The organism is Streptomyces sp. NPDC104831 (assembly GCF_055583025.1).
In genome coordinates, this window is sequence record NZ_JBVJOT010000029.1 from 1 (window position 1) to 25,002 (window position 25,002).

The window sequence follows — 25,002 nt, forward strand, 5'->3', positions numbered from 1 at the left end:
CTGCCACCCGTGTGATTTTTTTTTCTTTTTTCTTTCGCCGTCCTGTTTTTTTTGGTCCCCTTTGGGCCCCCTCGGATCGTTTCTTGGTCGGTGCCCCCCCCCCCCCCCCCCCCCAGGCCCACGGCGCGCCGCCGGGCAGGGAGGAAGCAGGTGGACCGGCGGGGCGGGGCGCCGGCCTCGTGGGCGCGGTGATGCGGGCGCGGGGCAGTGCGGCGGGCTGAGCGACCGGCACCGGCCGGCGCGGTCCGGGCCGCCGTACACGGCGCCTTGGCCGCCCCGCCCCCGCGCGCCCGGCGCTCCTTCGCCGCCTTGCCGCGCCCCGCGGTCCTCGTGCCGCCGCGCGGGCCGAGTCGGCCCGGGAGCCCGAGGGCCCCGAATCGGCGGCCCGTGCCGTGGGGGCACGGGCGCCTGCCGGTCACAGGGGGGTGGCCGCGCGCAGGATCAGGACCAGAGTGACGGCCGAGTTCGCCGACGACATGGCCGAGGCCAGCGCCCCGGCGGCGGCGCCCCAGGCGGCCAGGCCGACCGTGGTGAACGCCGACGGCCAGGTGCGGGCCGCGGGGGCGGGCGCCAGCAGCGCGGCCACCCGGCGCGGCACGGGCCCGGTCGCGGCGAGCGCCGCCAGCGTGGGCGCCGGGGTGGGCGGGGACAGCAGGGCCGCCTTGCCGATGGCCCGGGCGACCGTGCGCCGGTCGCCCACCGCGCGGGCCGCCTCCTCGTCCGCCCACCGCTCGGCCGTGTAGACGACGGCGGTGCGCAGCGGGCGCAGGAACGGGTTGGCGCGGGCGGCCAGGTGCACGGCGAGCAGGTGACGGTGGTGGCGGGCGGTCAGATGGGCGCGTTCGTGCGCGAACAGGGCGCGCCGCTCGGCCGGGGCGAGCCCGGCCAGCAGGGCCGTGCTGACGACGATCCGGCCCCGGCCGCCGGGCAGCGCGTACGCGTACGGCGTGCTGTCGGGCAGCACCGCCACCGTGGAGCCCGGCACCCCGGCGAGGGCCCGGCGGGCGCGGCGGGTGACCCGGCGGTGCCGGCGCAGGGTGCGGGCGCAGGCGACGGCGACCGCGGCGAGCGCCGGTATCGCGGCCCGCCCGGCCACCTCGTCGTGCGGGACGGCGGCCCGCACCTCGGGGTCGGACCAGCCGTCGGGCAGCGGGTTTCCGGGCAGTTGCGCGGTGCCGACCACCATGAGCAGGGCCAGACACAGAGTGCTGCACACGGCCATGACGACGGCGACCGCGGTCAGCAGCCGGGTGGCGGTGCGCGGGTGCAGCCGGGTCTCGGCGAGCCGGGCGACCGGCCAGGCGGACAGCGGCAGCACCAGCGGCAGGAAGACGAAGACCCCCATGACGCTCAGTCCTCCGGGCCGCCGGCGTCCGGGGCGGGGGTGTCGAGCAGGGCCCGCAGCACCTGTTCGTCGCCGGGCGGCAGGGCGGTGACGAAGCTGGCCAGGACCGCCTCGCGGTCGCGTTCGCCGTCCAGCAGGCGGCGCATGCGCAGGGCGGCCAGCCGGGCGACGTCGGCCGTCGGCGTCCACAGGAAGGACCGGCCGTGCCGTTCGCGGGAGACGACGTCCTTGGCGAGCAGCCGGGTCAGGATGGTGACGACGGTGGTGTAGGCGAGGTCGCCGCCGAGGCGCTGCTGCACCCAGGCGGCGCTGACCGGCCCGTCCGCCTCGCGCAGCGCGCCGAGCACCTGCCCTTCCAGCTCGCCCTGGCCGCGCCGCCGGGCCCGGCCGTCCTGCCCCGTCATCCCCGGTTCCCTCCCCCGTCTCCCGCTGCTCGCTCACCGACCCCTCCCACGCTACTTCACACCACCGACAGCGCCGTGACCGCACGGTGCGCGCGCCGACGCCCCGGGGGTGCCGCCGGGGGCGGGGCCGGGCGTGGCATGCTGACGCGATGGCACCCCGAGATGACACACCGCTCGCCGAGCGGGTCGAGGAACTCCTCGCCGCCGGTGGTCCCTTGCCCATCGTCGCGGCCGGCCGGCCGGTGCTGCGGCGCGGCACCGAGCCGTACGACGGTCAGCTCGGCCCCGCGCTGCTGGACCGGTTCGTCGAGGCGCTGCGCGCCACCATGCGCGCGGCCCCCGGGGTGGGTCTGGCCGCCCCGCAGGTCGGCATCCCGCTGCGGATCGCGGTCATCGAGGACCCCGCGCCGGTGCCGCCGGAGGTGGCGGCGGCCCGGGGCCGGGTCCCGCAGCCGTTCCGGGTGCTGGTCAACCCGGTGTACGAGCCGGTCGGCACCGCCCGGGCCGCGTTCTTCGAGGGCTGCCTGAGCGTGCCGGGCTGGCAGGCGGTGGTGGCCCGGCACGCCGAGGTGCGGCTGCGCGGCGAGGACGAGCGCGGCCGCCCGCTGGACGAGGTGTTCACCGGCTGGCCGGCCCGGATCGTCCAGCACGAGACGGACCACCTCGACGGCACCCTGTACCTGGACCGCGCGGAGCCGCGCTCCCTGTCGACCAACGAGGCGGTGGCGGCCCTGTGGCCCCACCCGACCCCGCGCCCGGCGGCCGAGGCCCTGGGCTTCCGGCTGCCGTAGCGCGGCGGTCAGTTGTCCCGGTACGCCTCCAGCAGGCGCAGCCATACCTCGCTCAGGGTGGGGTAGGACGGGACCGCGTGCCACAGGCGGCCGACCGGGACGCGGCCGGTGACCGCGACGGTGGCCGAGTGGATCAGTTCGCCGACGCCGGGGCCGACGAAGGTCACTCCGCGCAGGATCTCCTCCTCCAGGTCGACGACCATGCGGGCGCGGCCCTTGTAGCCCTCGCCGTAGAGGCCGGCGCCCGCCACGGAGGAGAACTCGACGTCCACCGCCCGCACCCGGTGGCCCGCCTGTTCGGCCTCGGCGAGGGAGAGTCCGACGGCGGCGGCCTCGGGGTCGGTGAAGACGACCTGGGGGACGGCGTGGTGGTCGGCCGTCGCGGCGTGGGCGCCCCAGGGCTCCTCCAGGAGGGTGTCCCCGGCGGCGCGGGCGGCGATGGCGGCGCCGGCGATGCGGGCCTGGTACTTGCCCTGGTGGGTGAGGAGCGCGCGGTGGTTGACGTCGCCGACCGCGTACAGCCAGTCGGTGCCGGTGACGCGGAGGCTGTCGTCGGTGTCCAGCCAGGAGCCGGGTTCCAGGCCGACGGTCTCCAGGCCGAGGTCGTCGGTGCGCGGGGCGCGTCCGGTGGCGAAGAGGATCTCGTCGGCCTCGATCCGGTCGCCGGCGGAGGTGACCGCCACGACCGTGCCGTTCTCGCGGCGGACGGACTCCACGGAGGTGCCGGTGCGGATGTCGGCGCCCGCCCCGGTGAGGGCCTCGGCGACCAGTTCCCCGGCGAACGGCTCCATGCGGCCCAGCAGGCCCTTGCCGCGGACCAGCACGGTGACCCGGGAGCCGAGGGCCTGCCAGGCGGTGGCCATCTCGGCGGCGACGACCCCGCCGCCGACCACGATGAGCCGTCCGGGGGCCGCCTTGGCGCTGGTGGCCTCGCGGCTGGTCCAGGGCCGGACCTCGGCGAGGCCGGGAAGGTCGGGCAGCTGGGCGCGGGTCCCGGTGGCGACGGCGACGGCGTGCCGGGCGGTGAGCGTGGTCCGGGTGCCGTCCGGGCCGCTGACGGTGACCGTGCGCGGACCGGTGAGCCGGCCGTGGCCGCGGTACAGGTCGGCGCCGGTGCCCGCCAGCCAGGAGACCTGGCCGTCGTCCTGCCAGTGGGAGGTGTACTCGTCCCGGCGGGCCAGTACGGCCGGGGTGTCGAGGGGGCCGCGCACGGCCTCGGCGAGGCCGGGCAGGCGGCGCGCGTCGGCCTGGGCGATGACCGGCCTGAGCAGGGCCTTGCTGGGCATGCAGGCCCAGTAGGAGCATTCGCCGCCGAGCAGTTCGCTCTCCACGACGGCGGTGGTCAGGCCGGCCGCCCGGGTCCGGTCGGCGATGTTCTCCCCCACCGGACCGGCCCCGATCACCACGACGTCGTACACGTTGGATTCCGTTTCCGTCATGGGGTCAGTCTGGTGGGTGGTGTGCGCCGCGGCCACATGGGTACGCGCGCGGAACACCGGCGTGCGCGGGTGGAATAGGCGGCCCGGCGGCCGTGTTTGCGCCGTCGGCACACCCCACACCAGGAAGAGGGAATCACGCCATGACCACCACCGTGGAACTGACCAAGGAGAACTTCGACGAGACGGTCTCCGGGAACGAGTTCGTTCTGATCGACTTCTGGGCGTCCTGGTGCGGGCCGTGCCGGCAGTTCGCGCCCGTGTACGAGAAGGCGGCCGAGGAGAACCCGGACCTGGTGTTCGGCAAGGTGGACACCGAGGCGCAGCCGGAGCTGGCCGCGGCCTTCGGCATCTCGTCCATCCCGACGCTGATGATCGTCCGTGACCAGGTCGCGGTCTACGCCGAGCCGGGCGCCCTGCCGGCACCGGCGCTGGCCGGCCTGATCGGGCAGGCCCGCGCGCTGGACATGGACGAGGTCCGCAAGAGCATCGCCGCCCAGCAGGGGCAGGCCCAGCAGTAGGACGCCCCCGGTGCGGGCGCGGGTCAGGTGGACTCGCGCCGCACCACCCGGGCCCCCAGCACGGTGTGGGTTCCGGGTTCGCCGCCGGGGTCGCGGACCGCGCGGTCGACCAGCGCGGCGAGGGCGCGCCCCGAGGGCAGGTCGATGTGCACGGTGCTGAGCCGGGGCCGCAGCAGCCGGCCGAGCATCAGGTCGTCGGCGCCGATCACGGCGACGTCCTCGGGGATGCGTACGCCGTCGTCCTGGAGGGCGCGCATCAGCAGCATGGCGTACTCGTCGTTGTAGGCGAAGACCGCGTCCAGGCCCGACGCGGGCCAGCGGGCGGCGAGTCGGGCCGCGGCCTCCTCGGTGTAGGCGAGCGGCAGCTCGGTGACGGTGGCGCCGGTGCCGCGCAGCGCCTTGCGGACGCCGGCCAGCCGGGGCCGCGCGTAGGTGTCGAGTCCGGGTTCCGCGGGCATCACGACGCCGATCCGGCGCCGGCCCCGGGCGTACAGGTGGGCGCCCGCGCAGTGGCCGACGGCGTCGTGGTCCATGAGGACGGCGTGGGCCCCCTCGACGCGGACGGGACCGAGCGTGACCACGGCGCGGGCACCGGCCCGCTTGAGGACGGCGACGCCCTGCGGGCCGAGTCCGGCGCCGGGCACGAGGACGGCGACGGGGCGTAACTCGGCCCAGGCGCGGGCGGCTTCGTCGCCCTGGAGGCCGACGCTGCCGTACTGGACGACGGTGTAGTCGAGCCGGCCGAGCGCCCACTGGAGTTCGTCGAGGAACCCGCCGTAGAGGGGGCCCACCGGGATCACCGGGGCGGGCATCAGGACCGTACGGCTGTGTCCGGCGCGCAGGCTGCGGGCGGCGGCGTGGGGGACGTACCCCAGCTCGCGCGCGGCCTCGCGCACGCGCCGGCGGGTCTCCTCGCTGATGCGTACGGCGTCGGCGTTGTTGAGGACGTAGGAGACCGTCGCGCGGGAGACTCCGGCCAGGCGGGCGACATCGGCGCTCGTGGGCGTGTTCGGTATCTGCACCATGACAGACCGCATCTTGGCAGAGGGGCCGGGGCCGGGGCCGGGCGGGGCGAGGTGGTTCACCCTTCGACGAATCCCTTCGGGCGAACGCGTTCGGAACGAACTTGTTCGCGACGAACATGTTCGTTACGGTTGCGCCATGACCGCTGCCCCCCGCTCCCGCCGAGAACGCCCCGCCAAGCCCGCCCTGACCCGGGAGGGCATCGTCGCCGCGGCCGTCGCGATCCTGCGCGCCGAAGGGCTGCGCAAGGTGACGATGCGCCGGCTCGCGCAGGAGCTCGACACCGGCCCCGCCTCGCTCTACGTGTACGTCCGCAGTACCGACGAACTGCACGCGGCCGTCCTGGACGAGCTGCTCGGCACGGTCGGCCCGGCGCCGGCCGAGGGCGGCTGGCGGGAGCGGCTGGAGCGGGTGCTCACCCGCTACACCGCGATGCTGCTGGAGCACCCCTCCCTGGCCCGGTCGGCGCTGACCGCCCGGCCCAGCGGTCCGCACTATCTGCGCCTGATCGAGACGCTGCTCGGGCTGCTGCGGGAGGGCGGAGTGCCCCGCGCGCAGGCCGCCTGGGGCGTGGACCTGCTGCTCCAGCACGCCACCGCGACCGCCGCCGAGCACGCCGGCGAGGAGTCGCCGGCCGCCTGGGAGGCGGCGGCCCGGGCCCTGCGCGAGGCGCCCGCCGCCACCCATCCGCACATCGCCGCCGACGCCGGGGCGCTGCTGTCCGGCACGCCCGGGGCCCGCTTGTCGTGGGCCTTCCGGACCCTGATCACCGGCATCGAACGGACCACCGTACCGACCGAAGGCCAGGAGGCCCCATGACCACCGCGCACCTCCCCCACCACCCCGTCGCCGTCGTCGGCGCGGGTCTCGGCGGGCTCGCCCTCGCCCGTGTGCTGCATGTGCACGGCATCGAGGCCGCGCTGTTCGACCTGGACGCGTCGGCGGACGCCCGGGCACAGGGCGGCATGCTCGACATCCACGACGACTCCGGGCAGGAGGCGCTGCGGGCGGCCGGGCTGCACGAGCGGTTCCTGACCCTCGTCCACCCCGGCGGCCAGGCCATGCGGGTCCTCGGGCAGGACGGTGCCGTCCGGTTCGCGGCGCCCGACGACGGCAGCGGCGGCCGTCCCGAGACGGACCGGGGCGACCTGCGCGAACTGCTGCTCGGCTCGCTGCCCGCGGGCACGATCCGGTGGGGCGCCAAGGTCGTCGGCGCCCGTCCGCTGGGCGGGGGACGGCACCGGGTGACGCTCGCGGACGGCTCCGAGTTCACCACCGGGGTGCTGGTCGGCGCGGACGGCGCCTGGTCCCGGGTGCGGGAACTGGTCTCCGCCGCCCGCCCCGCGTACACGGGCGTGTCGTTCGTCGAGGCGGATCTGCGGGACGCCGATCGGCGCCACCCGGTGAGCGCGGAGGTGGTCGGCGGCGGCATGCTCTTCGCGCTCGGCCCGGGCCGCGGCTTCCTCGCGCACCGCGAGCCCGACGGCAGCCTGCACGTGTACACCGCCGTCGTCGCGCCCGAGGACTGGCTGGACGGCATCGACTTCGCCGACACCGGGGCGGCTAAGACGGCCGTGCTGAAGGAGTTCGACGGCTGGGACGAGCGGCTGCGGGCGCTGGTCCGGGACGCGGACGGGCCGCTGGTGCCCCGCCGGATCCACGCGCTGCCGGTGGGCCACCGCTGGGACCGGGTGCCCGGGGTGACGCTGCTCGGGGACGCCGCCCACCTGATGTCCCCGTTCGCGGGCGAGGGCGCCAACCTGGCCCTGCTCGACGGCGCCGAGCTGGGCCTCGCGCTGGCCGCCCACCCCGGGGACACGGAGGCCGCCCTCGCCGCGTACGAGGCCCGGATGTTCCCGCGCGCCGAGGCGTCGGCGGCGGAATCCGCGCGCGCCCAGGAGATGCTGTTCGCCGCGGACGCCCCACGGGAACTGGTGGAGATGTTCACCGCCGAGGAGGACTGACCGGACACCCGTTCGCCTGCTCTGCGGGGCCCGGTTTCCTACGACGGCCGGCTCGACCGCTCCGGGCCGGACCGGAATCGTACGGAGGCGAAGCGAATCCGTACCGGGCCGGGCCGGTGGCTGTGGGTCCGCGCGGCCCGCTCCCCTCCCGCCCCGGGTCAGCTCGGCGGGTCCGTGCGGGTCACCCGGGCGACCAGGTCGAGCCAGGCGGTCTCCAGCCGCTCCATGGGCATCCCGCACTGCCGGGTGAGGTGGTGGATCAGCGCGGGGTCCAGGGAGGCCAGCAGGGTGTGGGCGAGCAGGTCGCAGTCGGCGTCGGGGAGGATCTGCCGGAGCAGCACCGTGATGTGCGCGCGCAGTGCCGCGGCGGCGGGGTGGGAGAAGCGGCGGGTCGGCTCGGACTGGGCGGCCAGTTGCAGTTCGAGCTGTTCGGCCGAGCGGTACAGCACGGCGACGCCGAACGCCCGCAGCCGGTCCAGGGGCGGCGCGCCGGGGCCCAGCGGCGGGGGCCCGCCCATGAAGTCGGCCTGGAGCTGCCGGGCGGAGTGGTCGAGGAGGGCCATCAGCAGTCCGGTGCGGTCGCCGAACCGGCGGAAGACGGTGCCCTTGCCCACGTCGGCCGCCGCGGCGACCGCCTCCATGGTGACGCCGGCCACCCCGTGCTCGGCGATCAGCCGGGCGGCGGCCTCCAGCAGCCGGGCCCGGTTGCGGGCCGCGTCGGCGCGCAGGCACGGCTCGTCGGGATCCGCGCCGACCTCCAGCAGCGAGGGGGTTTCGGAGGGCTCCTGAGGCTTCGGGAAGGGCGGCAGAGCGCTGGACATGACGCCAGCGTAAAGCATCGGGAAGAAAACTGGACCGCGGTCCGCTTAAGGTGGTACACACTTAAACGGACTTTGGTCCGGATCGTGACAGCGATGTTTCAGCCCCTTGGAGTTCCCATGTCTGTTCGTATCCTCGCGCTGGTCGGCAGCCTCCGTGCCGGTTCGCACAACCGCCAGCTCGCCGAGGCGGCCGTGAAGCTCGCGCCGGAGGGCGCCGAGGTCGAGCTCTTCGAGGGCCTGGCCGACGTCCCGTTCTACAACGAGGACATCGACGTGGAGGGCAGCGTGCCGGCCGCCGCCGCGAAGCTGCGCGAGGCCGCGGCGGCCGCCGACGCCTTCCTGCTGTTCTCCCCCGAGTACAACGGCACCATCCCGGCCGTGCTGAAGAACGCCATCGACTGGCTGTCCCGCCCCTACGGCGCCGGCGCCTTCGGCGGCAAGCCCGTCGCCGTGATCGGCACCGCCTTCGGCCAGTACGGCGGCGTGTGGGCCCAGGACGACACCCGCAAGGCCGTGGGCATCGCCGGCGGCAAGGTGATCGAGGACATCAAGCTGTCCATCCCGGGCTCCCTCACCCGCTTCGCCGAGACCCACCCGTCCGACGACGCCGAGGTCGCCGCCCAGCTCACCGAGGTCGTGGCCCGCCTGCACGGCAACGTGGGCGCCGCCGCCTGACCCGCACCACCCCTGGGGGCCGAAGCCGCACCGGCTTCGGCCCCTGCCCTTGCCCCGGCCGCCCGGACACCGGACGGGAGCGACGCTCTCACACGGAGGCCGCCGGCTCCCTGACGGACGCGCGTCGCACCGGCGGACGGCCGAAGGACACCATCACGCGTCAGGACCCCGCGAGGGTCACGCCCAGGACGATCAGGGTGGCGGTCTTCAGGATTTCCAGCGCCACGTACCACAGGTGGCCGCGGGATCGGGGCAGTTCCTCGCCCGCGAGCACCCGGTCGGACCTGCGGTTGAGGACGGGGCGGACGACGGCCAGCTGCACGGCGAGGAGTGCCGTCACCGACGTGGCCGGCGCGATGATCGCGGCCGGGGCGCCGCCCACGGCCACCGCGATGACCACGACGACGGCCAGGACCGCCTCCACGGTGTTCAGCGCCCGGAACACCAGCCGGCCGATGCCCAGCCCGAGGGGGGTCGTCACCCCCGGGGCGCGGAACTTCAGCGGCGCCTCCAGGAAGGAGATCGCCAGCACCATCCCGAGCCAGACGAAGGTGACCGCGCCGGCGAGGGCGGCAGAGGTGGCGTTCATGGGGGTGCGGGCCTTTCTCCGCCGGGGCGGCGGGTTCTCCTCGGGGACCTGAGCGGGGCCCGCGCGAGGGCCTGCGCGAAGGATTGCCCGGTCGGCGGACGGGTTCTGCGCGTGCGCGGGTCCGCCACGGCCGGCCCCGGGCCGCCGGGCCTCCCGATGGGGGGGCGACAACGCGGCCGCGTGATCGCCCGGTTCAGGCGGCCGGTGTGCCGGCCAGATGCGCGACGCACGCGTCCGGTTCCGCGAACGGCTCCAGCGCGGTGGCCGTCAGCGGCGCGCCCATGCGGGCCAACGCGCCCTGCATCAGGCCCAGGTGGAGCGAGCACACCAAGCCGCCCTGTTCCTCCGCGAGTTCCAGGAAGGGGCAGTGCCGCAGCCGGATCCGCCGAGGGGGCCGGCCGGGCCCGCCGCCTTCCGGCCGCGGGGCGAAGCCCAGGTCGTCCAGCAGGGCGAGCAGCCCGGCCGCCGACCGTTCGGGGGTCGGGGTCTCGTCCGGCGCGGGCGGGTCCGCGAGGTAGCGGCCCCAGGTCCGGCCCGTCTCCCGGGCCTCGGCGCGCGCCTCGGCGGGGTCCGCCGTGGTCCAGCGGCTGAGCAGCATGCGGGCCAGCAGCCGGTAGTCGCGCGGGCCACCGCGGTCCATGCCGGGGCGGGCGGCGTAGACGGTACGCGGCCGGCCGGGCCCGGAGGGCTCCTCGGTACGGCGTTCGACCAGGCCGTCGGCCACCAGGGCGTCCAGGTGGAACCGGACGGTGTTGGCGTGCACCCCCATGCGCTCGGCGGCCTGCGCGACGCCGAGCGGCGCGGGCGCGGCGCGCAGGACGTCCAGCAGCGCTCGGCGGCGCGGGCTCTCGCGCGTGCTCACGTCCGGACACCCCTCTCGCCCGCGGTCGGTTTTCACGGATCCTACATGTATGAATTGTAGGGTGGCCGGGAGTGAGTGCGGGGGAATGCGAGACCGAGGGGAACACCAGATGACATCGCCGTCCGCGGCCGACACCGGCGCGGCCGCCCGCCCGGCGACCGGGCCGCGCGTCCTGAGCGAGACGCGCGCGCTGGCCGAGGCGCCTCCGGTGCCCGCCGGGGTGCTGTGGAAACTGGCCGAGAGCGGGCGCCAGCTCGACGCGAACGTGGTCCGGCTGGCCCCGGGCGGCCGGGTCCCGCCGCACACCGAGACGCAGTTGGACGTGCTGGTCCTGGTCGTCGCCGGGGACGGCGTGCTCGGCGACGGCACCCCGGACGCGGGGCAGCCGCTGACCGAGGGTTCCCTGGCCTGGCTGCCGCACGGCGCCGCGCGCGGCATCACCGCCGGCCCGGCCGGGCTGACGTACCTGACCGTGCACGGCCGGCGCCCCGGCATGCGGATCGGCGCCCGCCCCGACGCCGTGCCCGCCCGGCTCCCCGACGTTGCACCGGCGTGACGCCCGGGGCGCAGGCGGGTCGCCCGGGCGCCGGGGTGCCCGCGTGAGCACCTTCGCCGACGACGGCGCGGCCGCCGGGGCCCGCACGCCACCACCGAGGCCGACCCGCACGAGGTGGGCCGGGTGCGCACCGCGTACTCCCCGGCGCACGACGGCGACCCCGACCCCGGGGAGGCCGTGCGGACGTGGGCGCCGTTCGAGGAGAACGACGGCCGGGGCAAGGACCGTCCGGTACCGGTCGTGGCCCGGGAGGCGGCGGGCACCCACCTCGCGGTACGGCTGTCGGGCAAGCGGCACGACGGCGACCGGGACCGGGTGCCGATCGGCGGCGGACCGTGGGACCGGCCGGGCCGCGACTCCCGGGTGGCCGTGGACCGGGTGCTGCGGCTGCACGGACGGGGCATCCGCCGGGAGGCCTGCGCGCTGGACCGGACCCGTTTCGACCCGGTCCGGAGGCGGCTGCGCGAGCGTTACGGCTGGACCTGACGCCGGACCGCACCACGGATGCCGGCCCGCGCCCCAGGCGCCGGACCGGGCCACCGCGCCTCACCGGTCCACGGAACCGCCGTTCACCCCCGCGCCCCCGGGAAACGCCCGTTCGAACGCCTCCCGCACCACCGCGCCCGGTGTCCGGTCCAGCACGCCGAACACCACGTGTTCGAACGAACGCGCGAACCGGCCGCCGGGCCCCAGGGCCGCCCGGAAGGCGCCCGCGACCTCGGCCGGATCGTTCCGGAAGACGCCGCAGCCCCAGGCGCCGAGCACCAGCCGCCGGTAGCCGTGGGCCGCGGCCGTCTCCAGCACGCGTCCGGCCCGGGCCGCGAGGACACCGGGCAGTCCGGCGGCCCGCTCCGGCGCCGTACGCCGGACGACGCCCGCGTTGGGCGCGGCGGCCGTCAGGAACCCGACGAGGTACGGCTCGGCGAGCAGCCGGCCCCGGTCGTCGCGGAAGACGGGGACGCCCGGCGAGTGGATCACCCGGTCGGTGTAGAACGGGTCGCGGTCGGCGCGGTGGTGGTCGTGGAAGCCGCGCGCCGTCAGCAGGCAGGTGTACAGCGCGGAGGCGCGGCACAGGGCCTCTTCCTGGGCCTGCGCGCCGTTGAGGTAGCCGCCGCCCGGGTTGCGGGCCGAGGCGAAGTTCAGTACGGCGACGGGGGCGCCGGCCAGCCGGCGGGCCGCCTCCAGGCTGCTCTCCCCGGTGACCTCGTACCGCGTGCCGCCCGCCGGGGCCGGCACCGCGGGCACCGGCACGGGTGCGGGGCCGAACATCCGGGTGCCCGCCCGCGCGGCCTCGACCGCCTCCGCGACCGTCACCTCCCGGCCGTCCGGCGCCCGGTACCGGCCCGCGGCCACGATCCGTTCCGTCTCCGCGGCGATCCCGCGCAGCCGCGCGCTCACGGCGCCACCCCCGTGGGCGCCACGGCCGCGCGCCGCACGGTCTCCCCCGTCGTGCTCATGCACGCATCCTGGGCGATGCTGGGGAGGCGGCGCAACGGAATTGGCGGCACGCCCGAGAAGGCCGGTCCGGCGCTCTTGTGCGCGTCCGCCGAAGGGTCTTGGCTGGGATGTGCTGGTTCGGCCCGCTCCACGGGCCGATGGCATGCTGGAACCTCAGGAGGATCCCGACATGTCCGATATACAGAGCGACGGTGGCGACTGTACGGAGCACCGCACCGCCGTCACCGAGGCCGAGGTGGAGGCCCTGGTCCGGGGCATCTGCTTCAAGACCGGACCGCCTCGCGCACTCGGTGTCGAGCTGGAATGGCTCGTCCACTCGCTGGAGCTGCCACAGCTCCCGGTCCCACCCGAACGACTCGAAGCGGCCTACGCCGCGGTGCGGAAACTGCCCCTGGCCTCGGCGCTCACCGTCGAGCCCGGCGGCCAACTGGAGCTCAGCTCGCCGCCCGCCGCCTCCCTGATGGAGTGCGTGGACACCGTTTCCGCCGATCTGGACGCCGTACGGGCCGTCCTGGCCGACGAGGGCCTCGGGCTCGCCGGCATCGGCCACGACCCCCGGCACCCGCCCCGCAGGATCCTGCGCCAACCCCGCTACGACGCCATGGAAGCCTGCCTGGACCGCACCGGTCCGGCCGGCCGGCACATGATGTGCGCCTCCGCCTCCGTCCAGGTGTGCGTGGACGCCGGGCAGGAGGAGCCGGGCCCGCTGGGGCACGCCCGGCGCTGGTGGCTGGCGCACCAGTTGGGAGCGGTCCTGGTGGCCGCGTTCGCCAACTCCCCGCTGGTCGGCCGGCGGCGCACCGGCTGGCGGTCCGCCCGTCAGCTGATGTGGATGGGGATAGGTCCCGGCCGGGCCGGCGCTCCCCCGCTGGACGGCGAGCCGCGGGCCGCCTGGGCCCGGCACGTCCTGGACTCGCCGGTGATGTGCGTGCGCCGGGACAGCGGCCCCTGGGAGGTTCCCGAGCAGCTCACGTTCCGGGAGTGGACGCGGTCCGGGGCGCCCCGGCCGCCCACCCGGGCGGACCTCGACTACCACCTGACCACCCTGTTCCCGCCGGTCAGGCCGCGCGGCCACCTGGAGCTGCGGATGATCGACGCGCAGCCCGGCGAGGACGGCTGGATCGTGCCGCTCGCGGTGACGGCGGCGCTGTTCGACGATCCGCAGGCCGCCGAGAGCGCCTACCGGACCGTGAAGCCGCTCGCCGAACGGGCCCTGGACCGGCCCGCCCCGCACAATCCGCTGTGGGCCGACGCGGCCCGGCACGCCCTCGCCGACCCGGAGCTGCGCGAGGCCGCCGACGCCTGCTTCGCGGCGGCCCTGGAGGCCCTGCCCCGGCTCGGCGCCACGACGCGGGTCGTCGACGCGGTGGCCGCCTTCCGGGACCGCCACGTGGCCCGGGGCCGCTGCCCGGCCGACGACCTGCTGGACGAAACCCCACCCGGAGGCACCCGTGCCCACGGGAGGAAGGACAGCCGCACATGACCGCCCCGGAGACCGGCACCCCGACCACCGAGACGGACACCGAGGCCCTGCGCGAGCGGGCGCTGGACTGCCTCACCACCGCCCGTGACCGCACCACCCTGCTGACCACCTGCGTCGACGAACCGGACCTCACCGCCCAGCACTCCCCGCTGATGTCCCCGCTGGTGTGGGATCTGGCGCACATCGGCAACCAGGAGGAGGTGTGGCTGCTGCGGACGGTCGGCGGCCGCGAGGCCGTACGGCCGGAGATAGACAGCCTCTACGACGCCTTCGAGCATCCCCGCGCCGAGCGCCCCTCGCTGCCGCTGCTGCCGCCCGCCGAGGCGCGCCGGTACGCGGCCGAGGTGCGCGGCCGGGCGCTGGACCTGCTGGCGGGGGCGGACTTCCACGGCAGCCGGCTGACCGAGGCCGGCTTCGCCTTCGGCATGATCGCCCAGCACGAACAGCAGCACGACGAGACCATGCTGATCACCCATCAGCTCAGGAAGGGCCCCCGGGCCCTCACCGCGCCGGACCCGCGGCCGGTGCCGCCGTTCACCGGCCCGGCCGAAGTCCTCGTGCCCGGCGGGCCGTTCACCATGGGCACCTCCGACGAGCCCTGGGCGCTGGACAACGAACGCCCGGCGCACCCCCGGGAGGTGGCGCCGTTCTGGATCGACACCGTCCCGGTGACGAACGCGGCCTACCAGGCGTTCATCGAGGACGGCGGGTACGCCACCGAGCGGTGGTGGACCCCGCGGGGCTGGGCACACATCCGGCGGCACGGCATCACCGCCCCGCTGTTCTGGCGGCGGGACGGCGACCGGTGGCTGCGGCACCGGTTCGGCGTCACCGAGCCGGTACCGCCGGACGAACCGGTGCTGCACGTGTGCTGGTACGAGGCGGACGCCTACGCCCGCTGGGCCGGACGCCGGCTGCCGACCGAGCCGGAGTGGGAGAAGGCGGCCCGCTTCGACCCGGTCACCGGCCGCTCCCGGCGCTACCCGTGGGGCGACGCCGATCCCGCGCCCGAACACGCCAACCTCGGCCAGCGGCACCTGCGGCCCGCCCCCGCCGGCAGCTACCCGGCCGGACAGTCGCCGCTGGGCGTGCGGCAGCTGATCGGCGACGTGTGGGAGTGGACGGCGAGCGACTTCCTGCCGTACCCGGGGTTCCGGGCGTTCCCGTACAAGGAGTACTCGGAGGTGTTCTTCGGCTCCGACCACAAGGTGCTGCGCGGCGGCTCGTTCGCCGTGGACCCGGTGGCCTGCCGGGGCACGTTCCGCAACTGGGACCTCCCCGTCCGCCGGCAGATCTTCTCCGGGTTCCGCACCGCCCGTTCGGAGGTGGGCTGATGTGCCGTCACCTCGCCTACCTGGGCGCCGAGGAGCCGCTCGGCCGGCTCCTCGTGGAGCCCCCGCACGGCCTGTACCGGCAGTCGTGGGCACCGCGCCGGCAGCGGTACGGGACGGTCAACGCCGACGGGTTCGGCGTCGGCTGGTACGCGCCCGGGGATCCGGCGCCGGCCCGCTACCGGCGGTCCGGGCCGATCTGGGCCGACCTGTCCTTCGCCGACCTGGCCCGGGTGGTGCGCTCGGGCGCCGTCCTCGCGGCGGTCCGGGACGCGACCCTGGCGGGGGCGGACGCCGAGGCCGCGGCGGCTCCGTTCGCGGCCGGGCGGTGGCTGTTCAGCCACAACGGGCTGATCGCGGGCTGGCCGGACGCGGCGGCACCGCTGGTGTCCGCGCTGCCCCCGGTCGAACTGCTGTCGCTCCAGGCCCGCACCGACTCGGCGTTCGTCTGGGCCCTGGTCCTGCACCGGCTGCGCTCCGGCCGGGCACCGGAGGAGGCGCTGGGGGAAACGGTGCGCGAACTGGCCCGGGCCGCCCCGGCCTCCCGGCTCAACCTGCTGCTGACCGACGGGGACACGATCACCGCCACCGCCTGGGGCGACTCGCTCTGGTACCGCGCGGAGCCCGGCCGGAGCACGGTCGTCGCCTCCGAGCCGTACGACGACGATCCGCTCTGGCGGGAGGTCCCCGACCGCACCGTGCTCACCGCGAGCCGCACCGGCGTGCTGCTCGCCCCGCTGGAGGAACCGGCGGCCGTACCCCCGAAGGAGCCCTGCCGTTGAGCCCCTTGCACATCACCCGCACCCTTCCCGAGGACGCCACCGAGGCCGCGCTGCGCGCCGACGTCCTGCGCGGCCTCACCGACACCCCCAAGTGGCTGCCGCCCAAGTGGTTCTACGACGCCCGCGGCAGCGAGCTGTTCGAGCGGATCACCGAGCTGCCCGAGTACTACCCCACGCGGGCCGAGCGGGAGATCCTCAGCACCCGGTCCGGGGAGATCGCGGCCGCGAGCGGCGCCCGCACCCTGGTCGAACTGGGCTCGGGCTCCTCGGAGAAGACCCGCCACCTGATCGACGCGCTGCCCGCGCTCGCCGCGTACGTGCCGGTCGACGTCAGCGAGAGCGCGCTCACCCGGGCCGGGCGGGCGCTCGTCGAGGAGCGTCCGGGGCTGGACGTGCACGCGCTGATCGCCGACTTCACCGCCCCGCTGGCCCTGCCCGCGACCCCCGGACCCCGGCTGGTGGCCTTCCTCGGCGGCACGATCGGCAATCTGCTGCCCGCCGAACGCGCCCGGTTCCTCACCCGAGTGCGGGCGCTGCTCGCCCCGGGCGACGGACTGCTGCTCGGCACGGACCTGGTCAAGGACGAGCGGGTACTGGTCCGGGCGTACGACGACGCGGCCGGCGTGACGGCCGCGTTCAACCGGAACGTGCTGGCCGTGATCGACCGTGAGCTGGGCGCCGACTTCGATCCGGAGGCGTTCGACCACGTGGCCCGGTGGGACGCCGAGCGGGAGTGGATCGAGATGCGGCTGCGCTCCCGCACCGCCCAGACCGTGAAGGTGCCCGCGCTGAGTCTCGCCGTGGACTTCGCGGCGGGCGAGGAACTGCGCACCGAGGTGTCGGCCAAGTTCCGCAAGGAGGGGGTGACCGCCGAACTGGCCGCGGCGGGCCTGGAGCTGACCCGGTGGTGGACGGACGCGCCGGGCCGCTTCGCGCTGTCGCTGAGCGTGGCGCGGTGAGCGGGGCGGCTCAGCCCACGTCCGGGACGAGCGCCTCGGTGATCTTCCGGGAGGCGCGGCGGGCCTCGGTCGCCGGGTCGGCGCCCTGGAGCACCCGGGTCATGTACGTCTTGATCGGGTTGTCGGCCTCGACGTCCGCCCACTGAGGGGTGGTGGGGGTCGCCCGGCCGTGCGCCGCGCCCGCGGCCATGGCGGCGACCCCCTCCGCTCCGGTGACCTCGCCGGCCAGCGTGGTCTTGTTGGGCACGTAGTTCATGGCGCGGGCCAGTTCGGTGTCCCACTTGGCGCCGGTGAGCGCCCCGACGACGGTGGTCGCGGCGAACTGGTCGTCGGTGTTGCGCGGGACCACGAGGTCGGAGCCGCCGGTGAAGACGGTGCCGGGCCGGCCGGCGGTGCGGCCGGGCACGGGGAAGAAGCCGATCTTGTCCTTGAGTCCGGGGTTCTGCCGGACGATCGACTGGGCGAGCCCGGGCAGGGCGATGATCTGCGCGACCTGGCCGTCGGCGAACACGCCGGCGTGCGGCGGGTGTTCCTCGTCGGCGTCCGCGGGACCCCGGCCGAGCGCCTGGAGCCGCCGGTAGAAGTCCATGCCGCGCAGCGCGGCCGGGCTGTCCAGGGTGCCCCGCCACTCGTGGTCCTTCTCCTCGGCGAGTTCGCCGCCCTCGTCCCAGACGAACCCGGCGAGCGTGTACCAGTCCTGGCCCGCGAGGTAGATGCCCTGGTTCCCGCCCCCGTTCAGCTTCTCGGTGGCGGCGAGCCATTCCTCGCGCGTCCGCGGCGGGCGGGCGATGCCGGCCTGCCGGAACAGGTCCTTGCGGTAGATGACGACCCGGTTGGCCGCGTACCAGGGGATGCCGTACTGCTTGTTGCCGTCCTTGCCGGGCTCGGCGAGACCGGGCAGCCACTTGTCCTTGCCCCAGTCCCGCATCGACTCCAGGGTGAGGTCCGCCAGCCGGCCGCCGTCGGCGTACAGCGGCACCTGGGTGTTGCCGACCTCGATGACGTCCGGGCCGTCGCCGGAGGGTGCCTTGAGCGCGCCGCGGACCTTCTCGACGATGCCGGTCCACTCCTGGATGCGGATGTCGAGGCGCAGGTCGTCGTGGGTGCGCTCGAAGTCCTCGGTGAACCGCCGCAGGAACTCCTTGGAGGCGCTGTCCTTCATCAGCCACACGGTGACGGTCGTCCGCTCCTCGTCGCCGCCGGGGAGCATCCCGCAGGCGCTGACGAGGGAGCCGGTGATACAGAGGAGGGCGAGCAGACGACGTCTCACGAGGGGTCCTGTTCTGTCTGGCGAGGGTCCTGGGACAGGTGTGGGGGCCCGACGTGGGGGGCGGAGCGCGGTGGCTCGTACGGGTGTGACGGATTTTGGTATGGACCAATCGACAGGTCAAGCGGTACCGCGTGATAGCCCGGGACGCCGTGCGCGGACCGCGCGGATAGTGCACGGTGGAGTACGGCGTGACACGTAAGGAGCACCCGCATGACGAACCACACCTACCGGGTCACCGAGATCGTCGGCACCTCGCACGAGGGCGTCGACCAGGCCATCCGCAACGGCATCGCCCGCGCCGACCAGACGCTGCGCAATCTGGACTGGTTCGAGGTGACCCAGGTCCGCGGCCAGATCGAGAACGGCCGGATCGAGCATTACCAGGTGGGCCTGAAGGTCGGCTTCCGCATCGAGGACGGCGCCTGAGCCGCCCCGGCGCGCGTCAGGTGCGGCCCTCCCGCTCCTGTGCCTCCTCAAGCGCGGCCGACTTCCGCGCCCAGCGCGCCCGTACGACGGCGAAACCGGCGCGTTCGGCGTCGTCGCAGACCAGCTCGTCGTCGTCCACGAGCACCCGGACCTCGCGGCCCCGGGCGAGCCGGCGCAGGATCCCCAGCTTGGTGAGCCGGGCCGGCCTGCGATCGGCGTCGTCCCGCATGAACACCCGGCCCTCGGGCAGTCCGTGGGCCGCGAGCCACTCCAGGGTGTCCCGGCGGTACCGCTCGGGGCGGCCGGTCAGATAGACGACCTCGCAGGCACGGGCGCTCTCCGCGGCCAGCGCCACGCCCTCGGCGAGCGGCGGGTCCGCGGGCGCCGCGGCGAAGAACGCGGCCCAGTTCCGCCGCCGGCCCTCCAGGAAGTGCTGGCGGTGGGCGGTGTCGGCCAGCGTGTTGTCGAGGTCGAACACGGCGATCGGCGGCCCGCTGCGGTCGGTCACACCGGCCACCCTAGTCAGTCCCCGGCGCCCGGCAACCTGCCCGCACGGCCGGGGCCCGGGGAACGGACCGGGCCTCCGGCCGTCCGGGCGGCCTCGTGCGCGGGGCCTCGGCCCCGGCCCCCGCCCGGCCACCGCACCGCGCCGCGCCGGCCCTGCCGACGGCCTCCGGGCGGGGCACCGCGCCGCCGGCCGCGTGCCCACCCGTACGGCGGCCGGGGCGGGCCGGGAATCCCGTGCGCGTCCGCGCGTTGAACCCCGTGTGAGCAGCACAGTGATCAGCCGGACCCGGTTCTCCGTCCTCGACCGCTCCCGCACCCGTCAGGGCCGCCCGCCGGCCGAGGCACTGCGGGACACCGTCGCGCTGGCCCGGGAGGCGGAGGCGCTCGGCTACCACCGGTTCTGGGTGTCCGAGCACCACGGGGTGCCGGGCGTCGCCGGGTCCGCGCCCACCGTGCTCGCCGCCGCCGTCGCCGCGGCCACCCGCACCATCCGGGTGGGCACCGGCGGGGTCATGCTGCCCAACCACCGGCCCCTGGTCGTCGCCGAGCAGTTCGGGGTGCTGGAGGCGCTGTTCCCGGGGCGGATCGACATGGGGCTCGGCCGCTCCGTGGGGTTCACGGACGGGGTGCGCAAGGCGCTCGGCCGGGACAAGGGCGACGCCGAGGACTTCGCGGCACAGCTCGCCGAACTGCTCGGCTGGTTCACCGGCGGCTCGCCGACCGGGGTGCGGGCCCGTCCCGCGGAAGGCCTGGCCGTGCCGCCGTTCGTGCTGGCCCTCGGCGAGGGCGCGCGCGTCGCGGCCCGCGCGGGCCTGCCCATGGTCATCGGCGATCTGCGGGGCCGGGAGAAGATGCTGCGCGGCATCGACCAGTACCGCTCCCTGTTCCGCCCCTCGCGCTGGGCGGCCGAGCCGTACGTCGTGATCTCCGGGACGGTGGCGGTGGCCGGCACCGAGGCCGAGGCGCGCCGGCTGCTGGTCCCCGAGGCCTGGTCGCTGGCCCACTCCCGCACCCACGGCACCTTCCCGCCGCTCGCCCCCGCCGAGTCGGTCCGGGCGCGCACGATGACGGCGAGGGAACGGGACCTCTACGAGTCGGCGCTCACCGGTCACCTCGCCGGCACCCCGGAGCAGGTCGCGCGGGAGCTGGAGGCGGTGCTGGCGGAGACGGGCGCCCAGGAGGTGCTCGTCACCACCAGCACCTACGACCGCACGGCCCTGCTGGACTCCTACCGGCGGCTCGCCGCGCTGTTCGCGCCCGGCCGGTGAAGACCGTCCCGAGATGCGGTTCCGGCGCGGGCCGGTGACCCTGGGAGGGCAAGCCTGTCAGCGACGAGGAGGGCTGCCATGTCCTTCATGGACAAGATCAAGGGCATGCTCAAGGGCCACGAGAGCACGGCCGACAAGGGCATCGACAAGGGCGGCGACTATCTCGACCAGCGCACCGGGAACAAGTACCGGTCACAGGTCGACACCGGTCAGGACAAGCTGAGGGACGAGTTCGGCACCCGGCCGCAGGACCCGGGCAACCCCCCGCGGTAGTGGCGCACGGGGGCGGATAGAGTTCCCCCGATGCACACCCCCCACGACCCCTTCGTCCGCGTCCGCGGCGCCCGCGAGCACAACCTCAAGAGCGTGGACGTGGACATCCCCCGGGACGTACTGGCCGTGTTCACCGGGGTCTCCGGCTCGGGGAAGTCCTCCCTGGCGTTCGGCACCGTCTACGCCGAGGCCCAGCGGCGGTACTTCGAGTCGGTCGCGCCGTACGCGCGCCGGCTGATCCACCAGGTCGGGGCCCCGAAAGTCGGCGAGATCACCGGGCTGCCCCCGGCGGTCTCGCTCCAGCAGCGCCGCTCCTCCCCCACCTCGCGATCCTCGGTGGGCACGGTCACCAACCTCTCCAACTCACTGCGGATGCTGTTCTCCCGGGCCGGCCGCTATCCGCCCGGCGCCGAGCGGCTCGACTCGGACGCCTTCTCGCCGAACACGGCGGCCGGCGCCTGTCCCCGCTGCCACGGCCTCGGGCAGGTGCACGGGACGACCGAGGAACTGCTGGTCCCGGACCCCTCGCTGTCCATCCGCGAGGGGGCGATCGCGGCGTGGCCGGGCGCCTGGCAGGGCAAGAACCTGCGGGACATCCTGGACACGCTCGGCTACGACGTGGACCGGCCCTGGCGGGAGCTGCCCGCCGAGCAGCGCGACTGGATCCTGTTCACCGACGAGCAGCCGGTGGTCACCGTCCACCCGGTGCGGGACGCCGACCGCATCCAGCGGCCCTACCAGGGCACCTACACGAGCGCCCGCCGGTATGTGCTGAAGACGTTCTCCGACACCAAGTCGGCCACCCTGCGGGCGAAGGCCGAGCGGTTCCTGACCAGCACCCCGTGCCCGGCCTGCGGCGGCAGCCGGCTGCGGCCCGAGGCGCTCGCCGTGACCTACGACGGCCGGACCATCGCCGAGCTGGCGGCGCTGCCGCTGACCGACCTCGCGAACCTGCCCGACGGCCGCGACGAGACGGCGAGGGTCCTCACGGCCGACCTGAAGTCCCGGATCGCGCCGGTGGTCGAACTGGGCCTCGGCTACCTCGGCCTGGACCGGGCCGCGCCCACGCTCTCCGCGGGCGAGCTGCAACGGCTGCGGCTGGCCACCCAGCTGCGGTCCGGGCTGTTCGGCGTGGTGTACGTGCTGGACGAGCCGTCCGCCGGGCTGCACCCGGCGGACACCGAGGCGCTGCTCACCGTCCTGGACCGGCTGAAGGCGGCCGGGAACTCGGTGTTCGTGGTGGAACACCACCTGGACGTGGTGCGCGGCGCCGACTGGGTGGTGGACGTGGGCCCCGGCGCGGGCGAGCACGGCGGGCGGGTGCTGTACAGCGGGCCGCCGGCCGAGCTGGCGTCGGTGGCGGGGTCGGCGACGGCCGCCTACCTCTTCGACGAGGCGCCCGGTCCGGCGCGCGAGGTCCGCGAGCCGCGCGGCTGGCTGACGGTGGGCCCGGTGACCCGGCACAACCTGCGCGCGGTGACGGCCCGGTTCCCGCTCGGCGCGTTCACCGCAGTCACCGGTGTCTCCGGCTCCGGGAAGTCCACGCTCGTCGGGGAGTTGACGCAGGAGCTGCCGGGGGTGGGGCGGCTGGTCCGGGTCGACCAGAAGCCCATCGGGCGCACCCCGCGCTCCAACCTGGCGACGTACACGGGCCTGTTCGACGTCGTCCGGAAGGTGTTCGCCGGCACCGAGGAGGCGCGGGCGCGCGGGTACGGCGTCGGGCGGTTCTCCTTCAACGTGCCCGGCGGGCGCTGCGAGACCTGCCAGGGCGAGGGGTTCGTCAGCGTGGAGCTGCTGTTCCTGCCGAGCACCTACGCGCCCTGCCCGGACTGCGCCGGCGCCCGTTACCGCCCCGAGACGCTCCAGGTGACCTACCGCGGCCGGAACATCGCCGAGGTGCTGGACCTGACCGTGGAGGCCGCGGCGGAGTTCTTCGCGGACGTTCCGGGTGCCGCCCGGAGCCTGGGCACCCTGCTGGACGTGGGCCTCGGCTATCTGCGGCTCGGGCAGCCGGCGACCGAGCTGTCCGGCGGGGAGGCGCAGCGGATCAAGCTGGCGAGCGAACTCCAGCGGGGGCGCCGGGGCCACACCCTGTACCTGCTGGACGAGCCGACGACCGGGCTGCACCCGGCCGACGTGGAGGTGCTGACGGACCGGCTGCACGGGCTGGTCGACGCCGGGCACACGGTCGTCGTGGTGGAGCACGACATGACGGTGGTCGCGGGCGCCGACTGGGTGATCGACCTCGGCCCGGGCGGCGGCGACCGGGGCGGCCGCGTGGTGGCGGAAGGCCCGCCGGACCGGGTGTCCCGGGCCGGGGACAGCGCGACCGCGCCCTATCTGGCGCGGGTCATGCCCTGAGCCCGTTGCCGCCACGGGTCGCCCCGCCGTCAGGCTCCGAGTGCCGCACGGCCCGCCCGAGTGCCGGGGCCGGGCGGGCGTGCCCGGGCGGCGGCGACCAGGGCCGCGTGGGTCCAGGCGGGCTCGGGTGCGGCCGGCTGGGCCGCGCGGGCCAGGGTACGGCGGTCGGGGTGGGTGCCCGGCGGGATCAGCGGCCGTATCTCCACCTCGGCGACCAGGCCGCGGGTCCGGGCCACCCGCCACAGCGAGGCCGCCAGGGTGTCCTCGCCGACGAAGGCCGCCGCGGTGCCGGGGCCGCCGTCGTGCCGCCGGTAGCGCAGGCCGACCGGCTGGACGGGCACGCCCGCGTCGAGGGCGGCCTGGAAGGCGGCGCGGCGGAAGCGGCCCTGGGCGCGCCCGCACCAGGTGCTGCCCTCGGGGAAGACAGTCACCGTCCCGCCCGCGCGCAGCGTGCCGGCGATCCGGGCCACCGTGCCGGGCAGCGCGCGCAACCGGTCGCGTTCGATGAACAGGGCCCCGCCGCGCGCGACGAGCGCGCCCGCCACGGGCCAGCGCCGGACCTCGGCCTTGGCGAGCATCCTGGCCGGGCGTACGGCGGCGAGCAGCGGGACGTCCAGCCAGGAGACGTGGTTGGCGACCAGGAGCAGTCCGCCGTCCGGCGGGGCGGCGCCGGTGATCCGGACCCGCACCCCCGCGGCCCGCACGATCAGCCGGCACCACCGCCGGATCCACTCGGCGGGGATCCTCTCCCCGAAGGGGGACAGCGCGATCCCGGCCAGTACCAGGACCGCGACGGCGGTCAGCCGCAGCACGGCCCGGGGTGCGGGCACGGGCGCCCGGGCGGGCTGGACGCAGGCGCCCGGGGTGCACGGCGCGGTGGGCAGCCAGCCGCTCATCAGGCCAGGACGAGGGAGAGGAAGTGCCGCAGGTAGCGGGGGTCGACCCGGTGCATCGGCAGCAGGACGTAGAGGTCGGCGACGCCGAAGTCGGGGTCGTGCGCGGGTTCGCCGCACACCCAGGCGCCGAGCCGGAGGTAGCCGCGCAGCAGGGCGGGCAGCTCGGTGCGGGCGGCCGGGGCGCCGGCGGGCGCGGTCCACGGCAGCAGCGGCCGGACCCGGAACTCCGCGGGCGCCAGGTGGCGTTCGCGCACCCGCTGCCAGGTGCCGGTGGCGAGGGCGCCGCCGTCGGCGAGCGGCAGGGAGCAGCAGCCCGCCAGCCACGCGTGGCCCCGGTCGGTCATGTAGCGGGCTATGCCGGCCCAGATCAGGCCGATGACGGCGCCGTCGCGGTGGTCCGGGTGGACGCAGGAGCGGCCGACCTCGACCAGCTGCGGCCGGATCGCGTCGAGCGCGGCGAGGTCGAACTCGCCCTCGGAGTACAGCCGGCCGGCGACGGCGGCCCGCTCGGGCGGCAGCAGCCGGTAGGTGCCGACGACCTGCCCGGTGCTCTCCTCGCGCACGAGGAGGTGGTCGCAGTAGGAGTCGAAGGCGTCGATGTCGTACCCCGGTTCCGGGGTGGCCAGCAGTGCTCCCATCTCCCCGGCGAAGACGTCGTGCCGCAGCCGCTGCGCGGCACGCACGTCGGACTCGTCGCGGGCGAGGGTGACGGTGTAGCGGGCGGGTGCCGCGGGCTGCGGGGGACGGTCGAGGGTGGGAACGCCGGTCATGGCTACTCCTGGGCACGGGCCGGGTCGGCAGGGGCGGCGGGCCCGTGCGTGCGGCCCGCCGTTCCTGTTCTTCCGAGACCGGTTGGCGCGCGTGTGACCGGTGCCGGGAGCGCGGATGTGGGGGTGGTGAACGCCTTGGTCGGCCGTCCGCGGCGGGCGGGGCCGAAAACACCAGACGGGGCCGGGGGAGCACCTCCCCGGCCCCGCCCGCCCGCCTCTGATCGGCGAACG

The 25,002-nt window shown here is 75.8% G+C and carries 27 protein-coding genes; 15 read left to right on the plus strand and 12 right to left on the minus strand.

The genetic code is table 11. The features are described from left to right. Positions 1 to 415: 415 nt before the first annotated feature. Positions 416 to 1,345, minus strand: coding sequence for a M56 family metallopeptidase (locus ACZ63H_RS20545; RefSeq protein ID WP_469866973.1), 930 nt, complete (start codon positions 1,343 to 1,345; stop codon positions 416 to 418). Between the two features lie 5 nt (positions 1,346 to 1,350). Further along, positions 1,351 to 1,749, minus strand: a complete 399-nt coding sequence (locus tag ACZ63H_RS20550; RefSeq protein ID WP_469866975.1) for a BlaI/MecI/CopY family transcriptional regulator — start codon at positions 1,747 to 1,749, stop codon at positions 1,351 to 1,353. Positions 1,750 to 1,898: 149 nt separating this feature from the next. Between ACZ63H_RS20550 and ACZ63H_RS20555 the strand changes: the two genes are divergently transcribed. Then, entirely contained in the window at positions 1,899 to 2,540 is a 642-nt protein-coding gene (locus tag ACZ63H_RS20555; protein WP_469866977.1) for a peptide deformylase, read from the plus strand. 8 nt (positions 2,541 to 2,548) lie between these two features. Here the strand turns inward: ACZ63H_RS20555 and ACZ63H_RS20560 are convergent, their stop codons facing one another. Then, positions 2,549 to 3,979, minus strand: coding sequence for a dihydrolipoyl dehydrogenase family protein (locus ACZ63H_RS20560; protein ID WP_469866979.1), 1,431 nt, complete (start codon positions 3,977 to 3,979; stop codon positions 2,549 to 2,551). 140 nt (positions 3,980 to 4,119) lie between these two features. On the opposite strand from ACZ63H_RS20560, the gene trxA reads away from it, so the two are divergent. Continuing rightward, positions 4,120 to 4,497, plus strand: a complete 378-nt coding sequence (gene trxA, locus ACZ63H_RS20565) for a thioredoxin (protein ID WP_469866981.1) — start codon at positions 4,120 to 4,122, stop codon at positions 4,495 to 4,497. 23 nt (positions 4,498 to 4,520) lie between these two features. Here trxA and ACZ63H_RS20570 read toward each other — a convergent pair whose 3' ends face one another. Then, positions 4,521 to 5,534, minus strand: coding sequence for a LacI family DNA-binding transcriptional regulator (locus ACZ63H_RS20570; protein ID WP_469866982.1), 1,014 nt, complete (start codon positions 5,532 to 5,534; stop codon positions 4,521 to 4,523). A 124-nt stretch (positions 5,535 to 5,658) separates the two neighbouring features. On the opposite strand from ACZ63H_RS20570, the gene ACZ63H_RS20575 reads away from it, so the two are divergent. Then, positions 5,659 to 6,339 (plus strand): TetR/AcrR family transcriptional regulator, encoded by a 681-nt coding sequence (locus tag ACZ63H_RS20575; RefSeq protein ID WP_469866984.1) that lies wholly within the window; start codon positions 5,659 to 5,661, stop codon positions 6,337 to 6,339. Further along, positions 6,336 to 7,484 (plus strand): FAD-dependent oxidoreductase, encoded by a 1,149-nt coding sequence (locus ACZ63H_RS20580; protein WP_469866986.1) that lies wholly within the window; start codon positions 6,336 to 6,338, stop codon positions 7,482 to 7,484. The genes ACZ63H_RS20575 and ACZ63H_RS20580 overlap by 4 nt, the downstream gene beginning before the upstream one ends. Before the next feature lie 158 nt (positions 7,485 to 7,642). Here the strand turns inward: ACZ63H_RS20580 and ACZ63H_RS20585 are convergent, their stop codons facing one another. After that, a complete protein-coding gene (locus ACZ63H_RS20585) occupies positions 7,643 to 8,323 on the minus strand; it encodes a TetR/AcrR family transcriptional regulator (RefSeq protein ID WP_469866988.1) in 681 nt (226 codons plus the stop codon). Between the two features lie 99 nt (positions 8,324 to 8,422). On the opposite strand from ACZ63H_RS20585, the gene ACZ63H_RS20590 reads away from it, so the two are divergent. Next, positions 8,423 to 8,980, plus strand: coding sequence for an NAD(P)H-dependent oxidoreductase (locus ACZ63H_RS20590; RefSeq protein ID WP_469866990.1), 558 nt, complete (start codon positions 8,423 to 8,425; stop codon positions 8,978 to 8,980). 160 nt (positions 8,981 to 9,140) lie between these two features. Here the strand turns inward: ACZ63H_RS20590 and ACZ63H_RS20595 are convergent, their stop codons facing one another. Both ACZ63H_RS20595 and ACZ63H_RS20600 read right to left on the minus strand, forming a co-directional pair. Next, positions 9,141 to 9,569, minus strand: a complete 429-nt coding sequence (locus tag ACZ63H_RS20595) for a hypothetical protein (protein ID WP_469866991.1) — start codon at positions 9,567 to 9,569, stop codon at positions 9,141 to 9,143. A 193-nt stretch (positions 9,570 to 9,762) separates the two neighbouring features. Then, positions 9,763 to 10,431, minus strand: a complete 669-nt coding sequence (locus ACZ63H_RS20600) for a helix-turn-helix transcriptional regulator (protein ID WP_469866993.1) — start codon at positions 10,429 to 10,431, stop codon at positions 9,763 to 9,765. Between the two features lie 109 nt (positions 10,432 to 10,540). Between ACZ63H_RS20600 and ACZ63H_RS20605 the strand changes: the two genes are divergently transcribed. Both ACZ63H_RS20605 and ACZ63H_RS20610 read left to right on the plus strand, forming a co-directional pair. Then, positions 10,541 to 10,987, plus strand: coding sequence for a cupin domain-containing protein (locus ACZ63H_RS20605; RefSeq protein WP_469866995.1), 447 nt, complete (start codon positions 10,541 to 10,543; stop codon positions 10,985 to 10,987). A gap of 123 nt (positions 10,988 to 11,110) precedes the next feature. Then, a complete protein-coding gene (locus tag ACZ63H_RS20610; RefSeq protein ID WP_469866996.1) occupies positions 11,111 to 11,473 on the plus strand; it encodes a type II toxin-antitoxin system PemK/MazF family toxin in 363 nt (120 codons plus the stop codon). Between the two features lie 60 nt (positions 11,474 to 11,533). Here ACZ63H_RS20610 and ACZ63H_RS20615 read toward each other — a convergent pair whose 3' ends face one another. After that, positions 11,534 to 12,385: a TIGR02452 family protein gene (locus tag ACZ63H_RS20615; protein ID WP_469866998.1), complete on the minus strand. Its 852-nt coding sequence runs from the start codon at positions 12,383 to 12,385 to the stop codon at positions 11,534 to 11,536. A 229-nt stretch (positions 12,386 to 12,614) separates the two neighbouring features. On the opposite strand from ACZ63H_RS20615, the gene egtA reads away from it, so the two are divergent. Genes egtA through egtD form a run of 4 tightly spaced genes read left to right on the plus strand, consistent with a single transcriptional unit; the run spans position 12,615 to position 17,000 of the window. Beyond that, on the plus strand, positions 12,615 to 13,928 hold the full coding sequence (gene egtA / locus ACZ63H_RS20620) for an ergothioneine biosynthesis glutamate--cysteine ligase EgtA (protein ID WP_469867000.1): 1,314 nt from the start codon (positions 12,615 to 12,617) through the stop codon (positions 13,926 to 13,928). Beyond that, the gene (gene egtB, locus ACZ63H_RS20625) at positions 13,925 to 15,262 is read left to right on the plus strand and encodes an ergothioneine biosynthesis protein EgtB (RefSeq protein ID WP_469867002.1); all 1,338 of its coding nucleotides are present in this window, start codon (positions 13,925 to 13,927) and stop codon (positions 15,260 to 15,262) included. Before egtA ends, egtB begins: the two co-directional genes overlap by 4 nt. Then, the gene (gene egtC / locus ACZ63H_RS20630; protein ID WP_469867004.1) at positions 15,262 to 16,041 is read left to right on the plus strand and encodes an ergothioneine biosynthesis protein EgtC; all 780 of its coding nucleotides are present in this window, start codon (positions 15,262 to 15,264) and stop codon (positions 16,039 to 16,041) included. The genes egtB and egtC overlap by 1 nt, the downstream gene beginning before the upstream one ends. Next, positions 16,038 to 17,000 carry an L-histidine N(alpha)-methyltransferase gene (egtD, locus tag ACZ63H_RS20635; RefSeq protein WP_469867006.1) on the plus strand — a complete coding sequence of 321 codons (963 nt, stop codon included), beginning with the start codon at positions 16,038 to 16,040 and terminating at the stop codon, positions 16,998 to 17,000. The genes egtC and egtD overlap by 4 nt, the downstream gene beginning before the upstream one ends. Positions 17,001 to 17,010: 10 nt before the next feature. On the opposite strand, the gene ACZ63H_RS20640 is transcribed toward egtD, so the two are convergent. Then, positions 17,011 to 18,270 (minus strand): extracellular solute-binding protein, encoded by a 1,260-nt coding sequence (locus ACZ63H_RS20640; RefSeq protein ID WP_469867008.1) that lies wholly within the window; start codon positions 18,268 to 18,270, stop codon positions 17,011 to 17,013. Positions 18,271 to 18,480: 210 nt separating this feature from the next. Between ACZ63H_RS20640 and ACZ63H_RS20645 the strand changes: the two genes are divergently transcribed. Continuing rightward, positions 18,481 to 18,696: a dodecin gene (locus ACZ63H_RS20645; protein ID WP_469867009.1), complete on the plus strand. Its 216-nt coding sequence runs from the start codon at positions 18,481 to 18,483 to the stop codon at positions 18,694 to 18,696. A gap of 16 nt (positions 18,697 to 18,712) precedes the next feature. Here ACZ63H_RS20645 and ACZ63H_RS20650 read toward each other — a convergent pair whose 3' ends face one another. Next, on the minus strand, positions 18,713 to 19,204 hold the full coding sequence (locus ACZ63H_RS20650) for a phosphatase domain-containing protein (protein ID WP_469867011.1): 492 nt from the start codon (positions 19,202 to 19,204) through the stop codon (positions 18,713 to 18,715). Positions 19,205 to 19,463: 259 nt separating this feature from the next. Between ACZ63H_RS20650 and ACZ63H_RS20655 the strand changes: the two genes are divergently transcribed. The 3 genes from ACZ63H_RS20655 to ACZ63H_RS20665 all read left to right on the plus strand — a co-directional run bounded on the left by ACZ63H_RS20655 (position 19,464) and on the right by ACZ63H_RS20665 (position 23,105). Further along, a complete protein-coding gene (locus ACZ63H_RS20655) occupies positions 19,464 to 20,471 on the plus strand; it encodes an LLM class flavin-dependent oxidoreductase (RefSeq protein ID WP_469867012.1) in 1,008 nt (335 codons plus the stop codon). A 78-nt stretch (positions 20,472 to 20,549) separates the two neighbouring features. Beyond that, positions 20,550 to 20,744: an antitoxin gene (locus tag ACZ63H_RS20660; RefSeq protein WP_469867014.1), complete on the plus strand. Its 195-nt coding sequence runs from the start codon at positions 20,550 to 20,552 to the stop codon at positions 20,742 to 20,744. A gap of 30 nt (positions 20,745 to 20,774) precedes the next feature. Next, positions 20,775 to 23,105: an ATP-binding cassette domain-containing protein gene (locus tag ACZ63H_RS20665; protein WP_469867016.1), complete on the plus strand. Its 2,331-nt coding sequence runs from the start codon at positions 20,775 to 20,777 to the stop codon at positions 23,103 to 23,105. Between the two features lie 29 nt (positions 23,106 to 23,134). On the opposite strand, the gene ACZ63H_RS20670 is transcribed toward ACZ63H_RS20665, so the two are convergent. Together ACZ63H_RS20670 and ACZ63H_RS20675 are read right to left on the minus strand one after the other, a co-directional pair. Beyond that, positions 23,135 to 24,001, minus strand: a complete 867-nt coding sequence (locus tag ACZ63H_RS20670; RefSeq protein ID WP_469867018.1) for a lysophospholipid acyltransferase family protein — start codon at positions 23,999 to 24,001, stop codon at positions 23,135 to 23,137. Then, positions 24,001 to 24,771: a GNAT family N-acetyltransferase gene (locus ACZ63H_RS20675; RefSeq protein WP_469867020.1), complete on the minus strand. Its 771-nt coding sequence runs from the start codon at positions 24,769 to 24,771 to the stop codon at positions 24,001 to 24,003. The genes ACZ63H_RS20670 and ACZ63H_RS20675 overlap by 1 nt, the downstream gene beginning before the upstream one ends. Positions 24,772 to 25,002 lie beyond the last annotated feature (231 nt).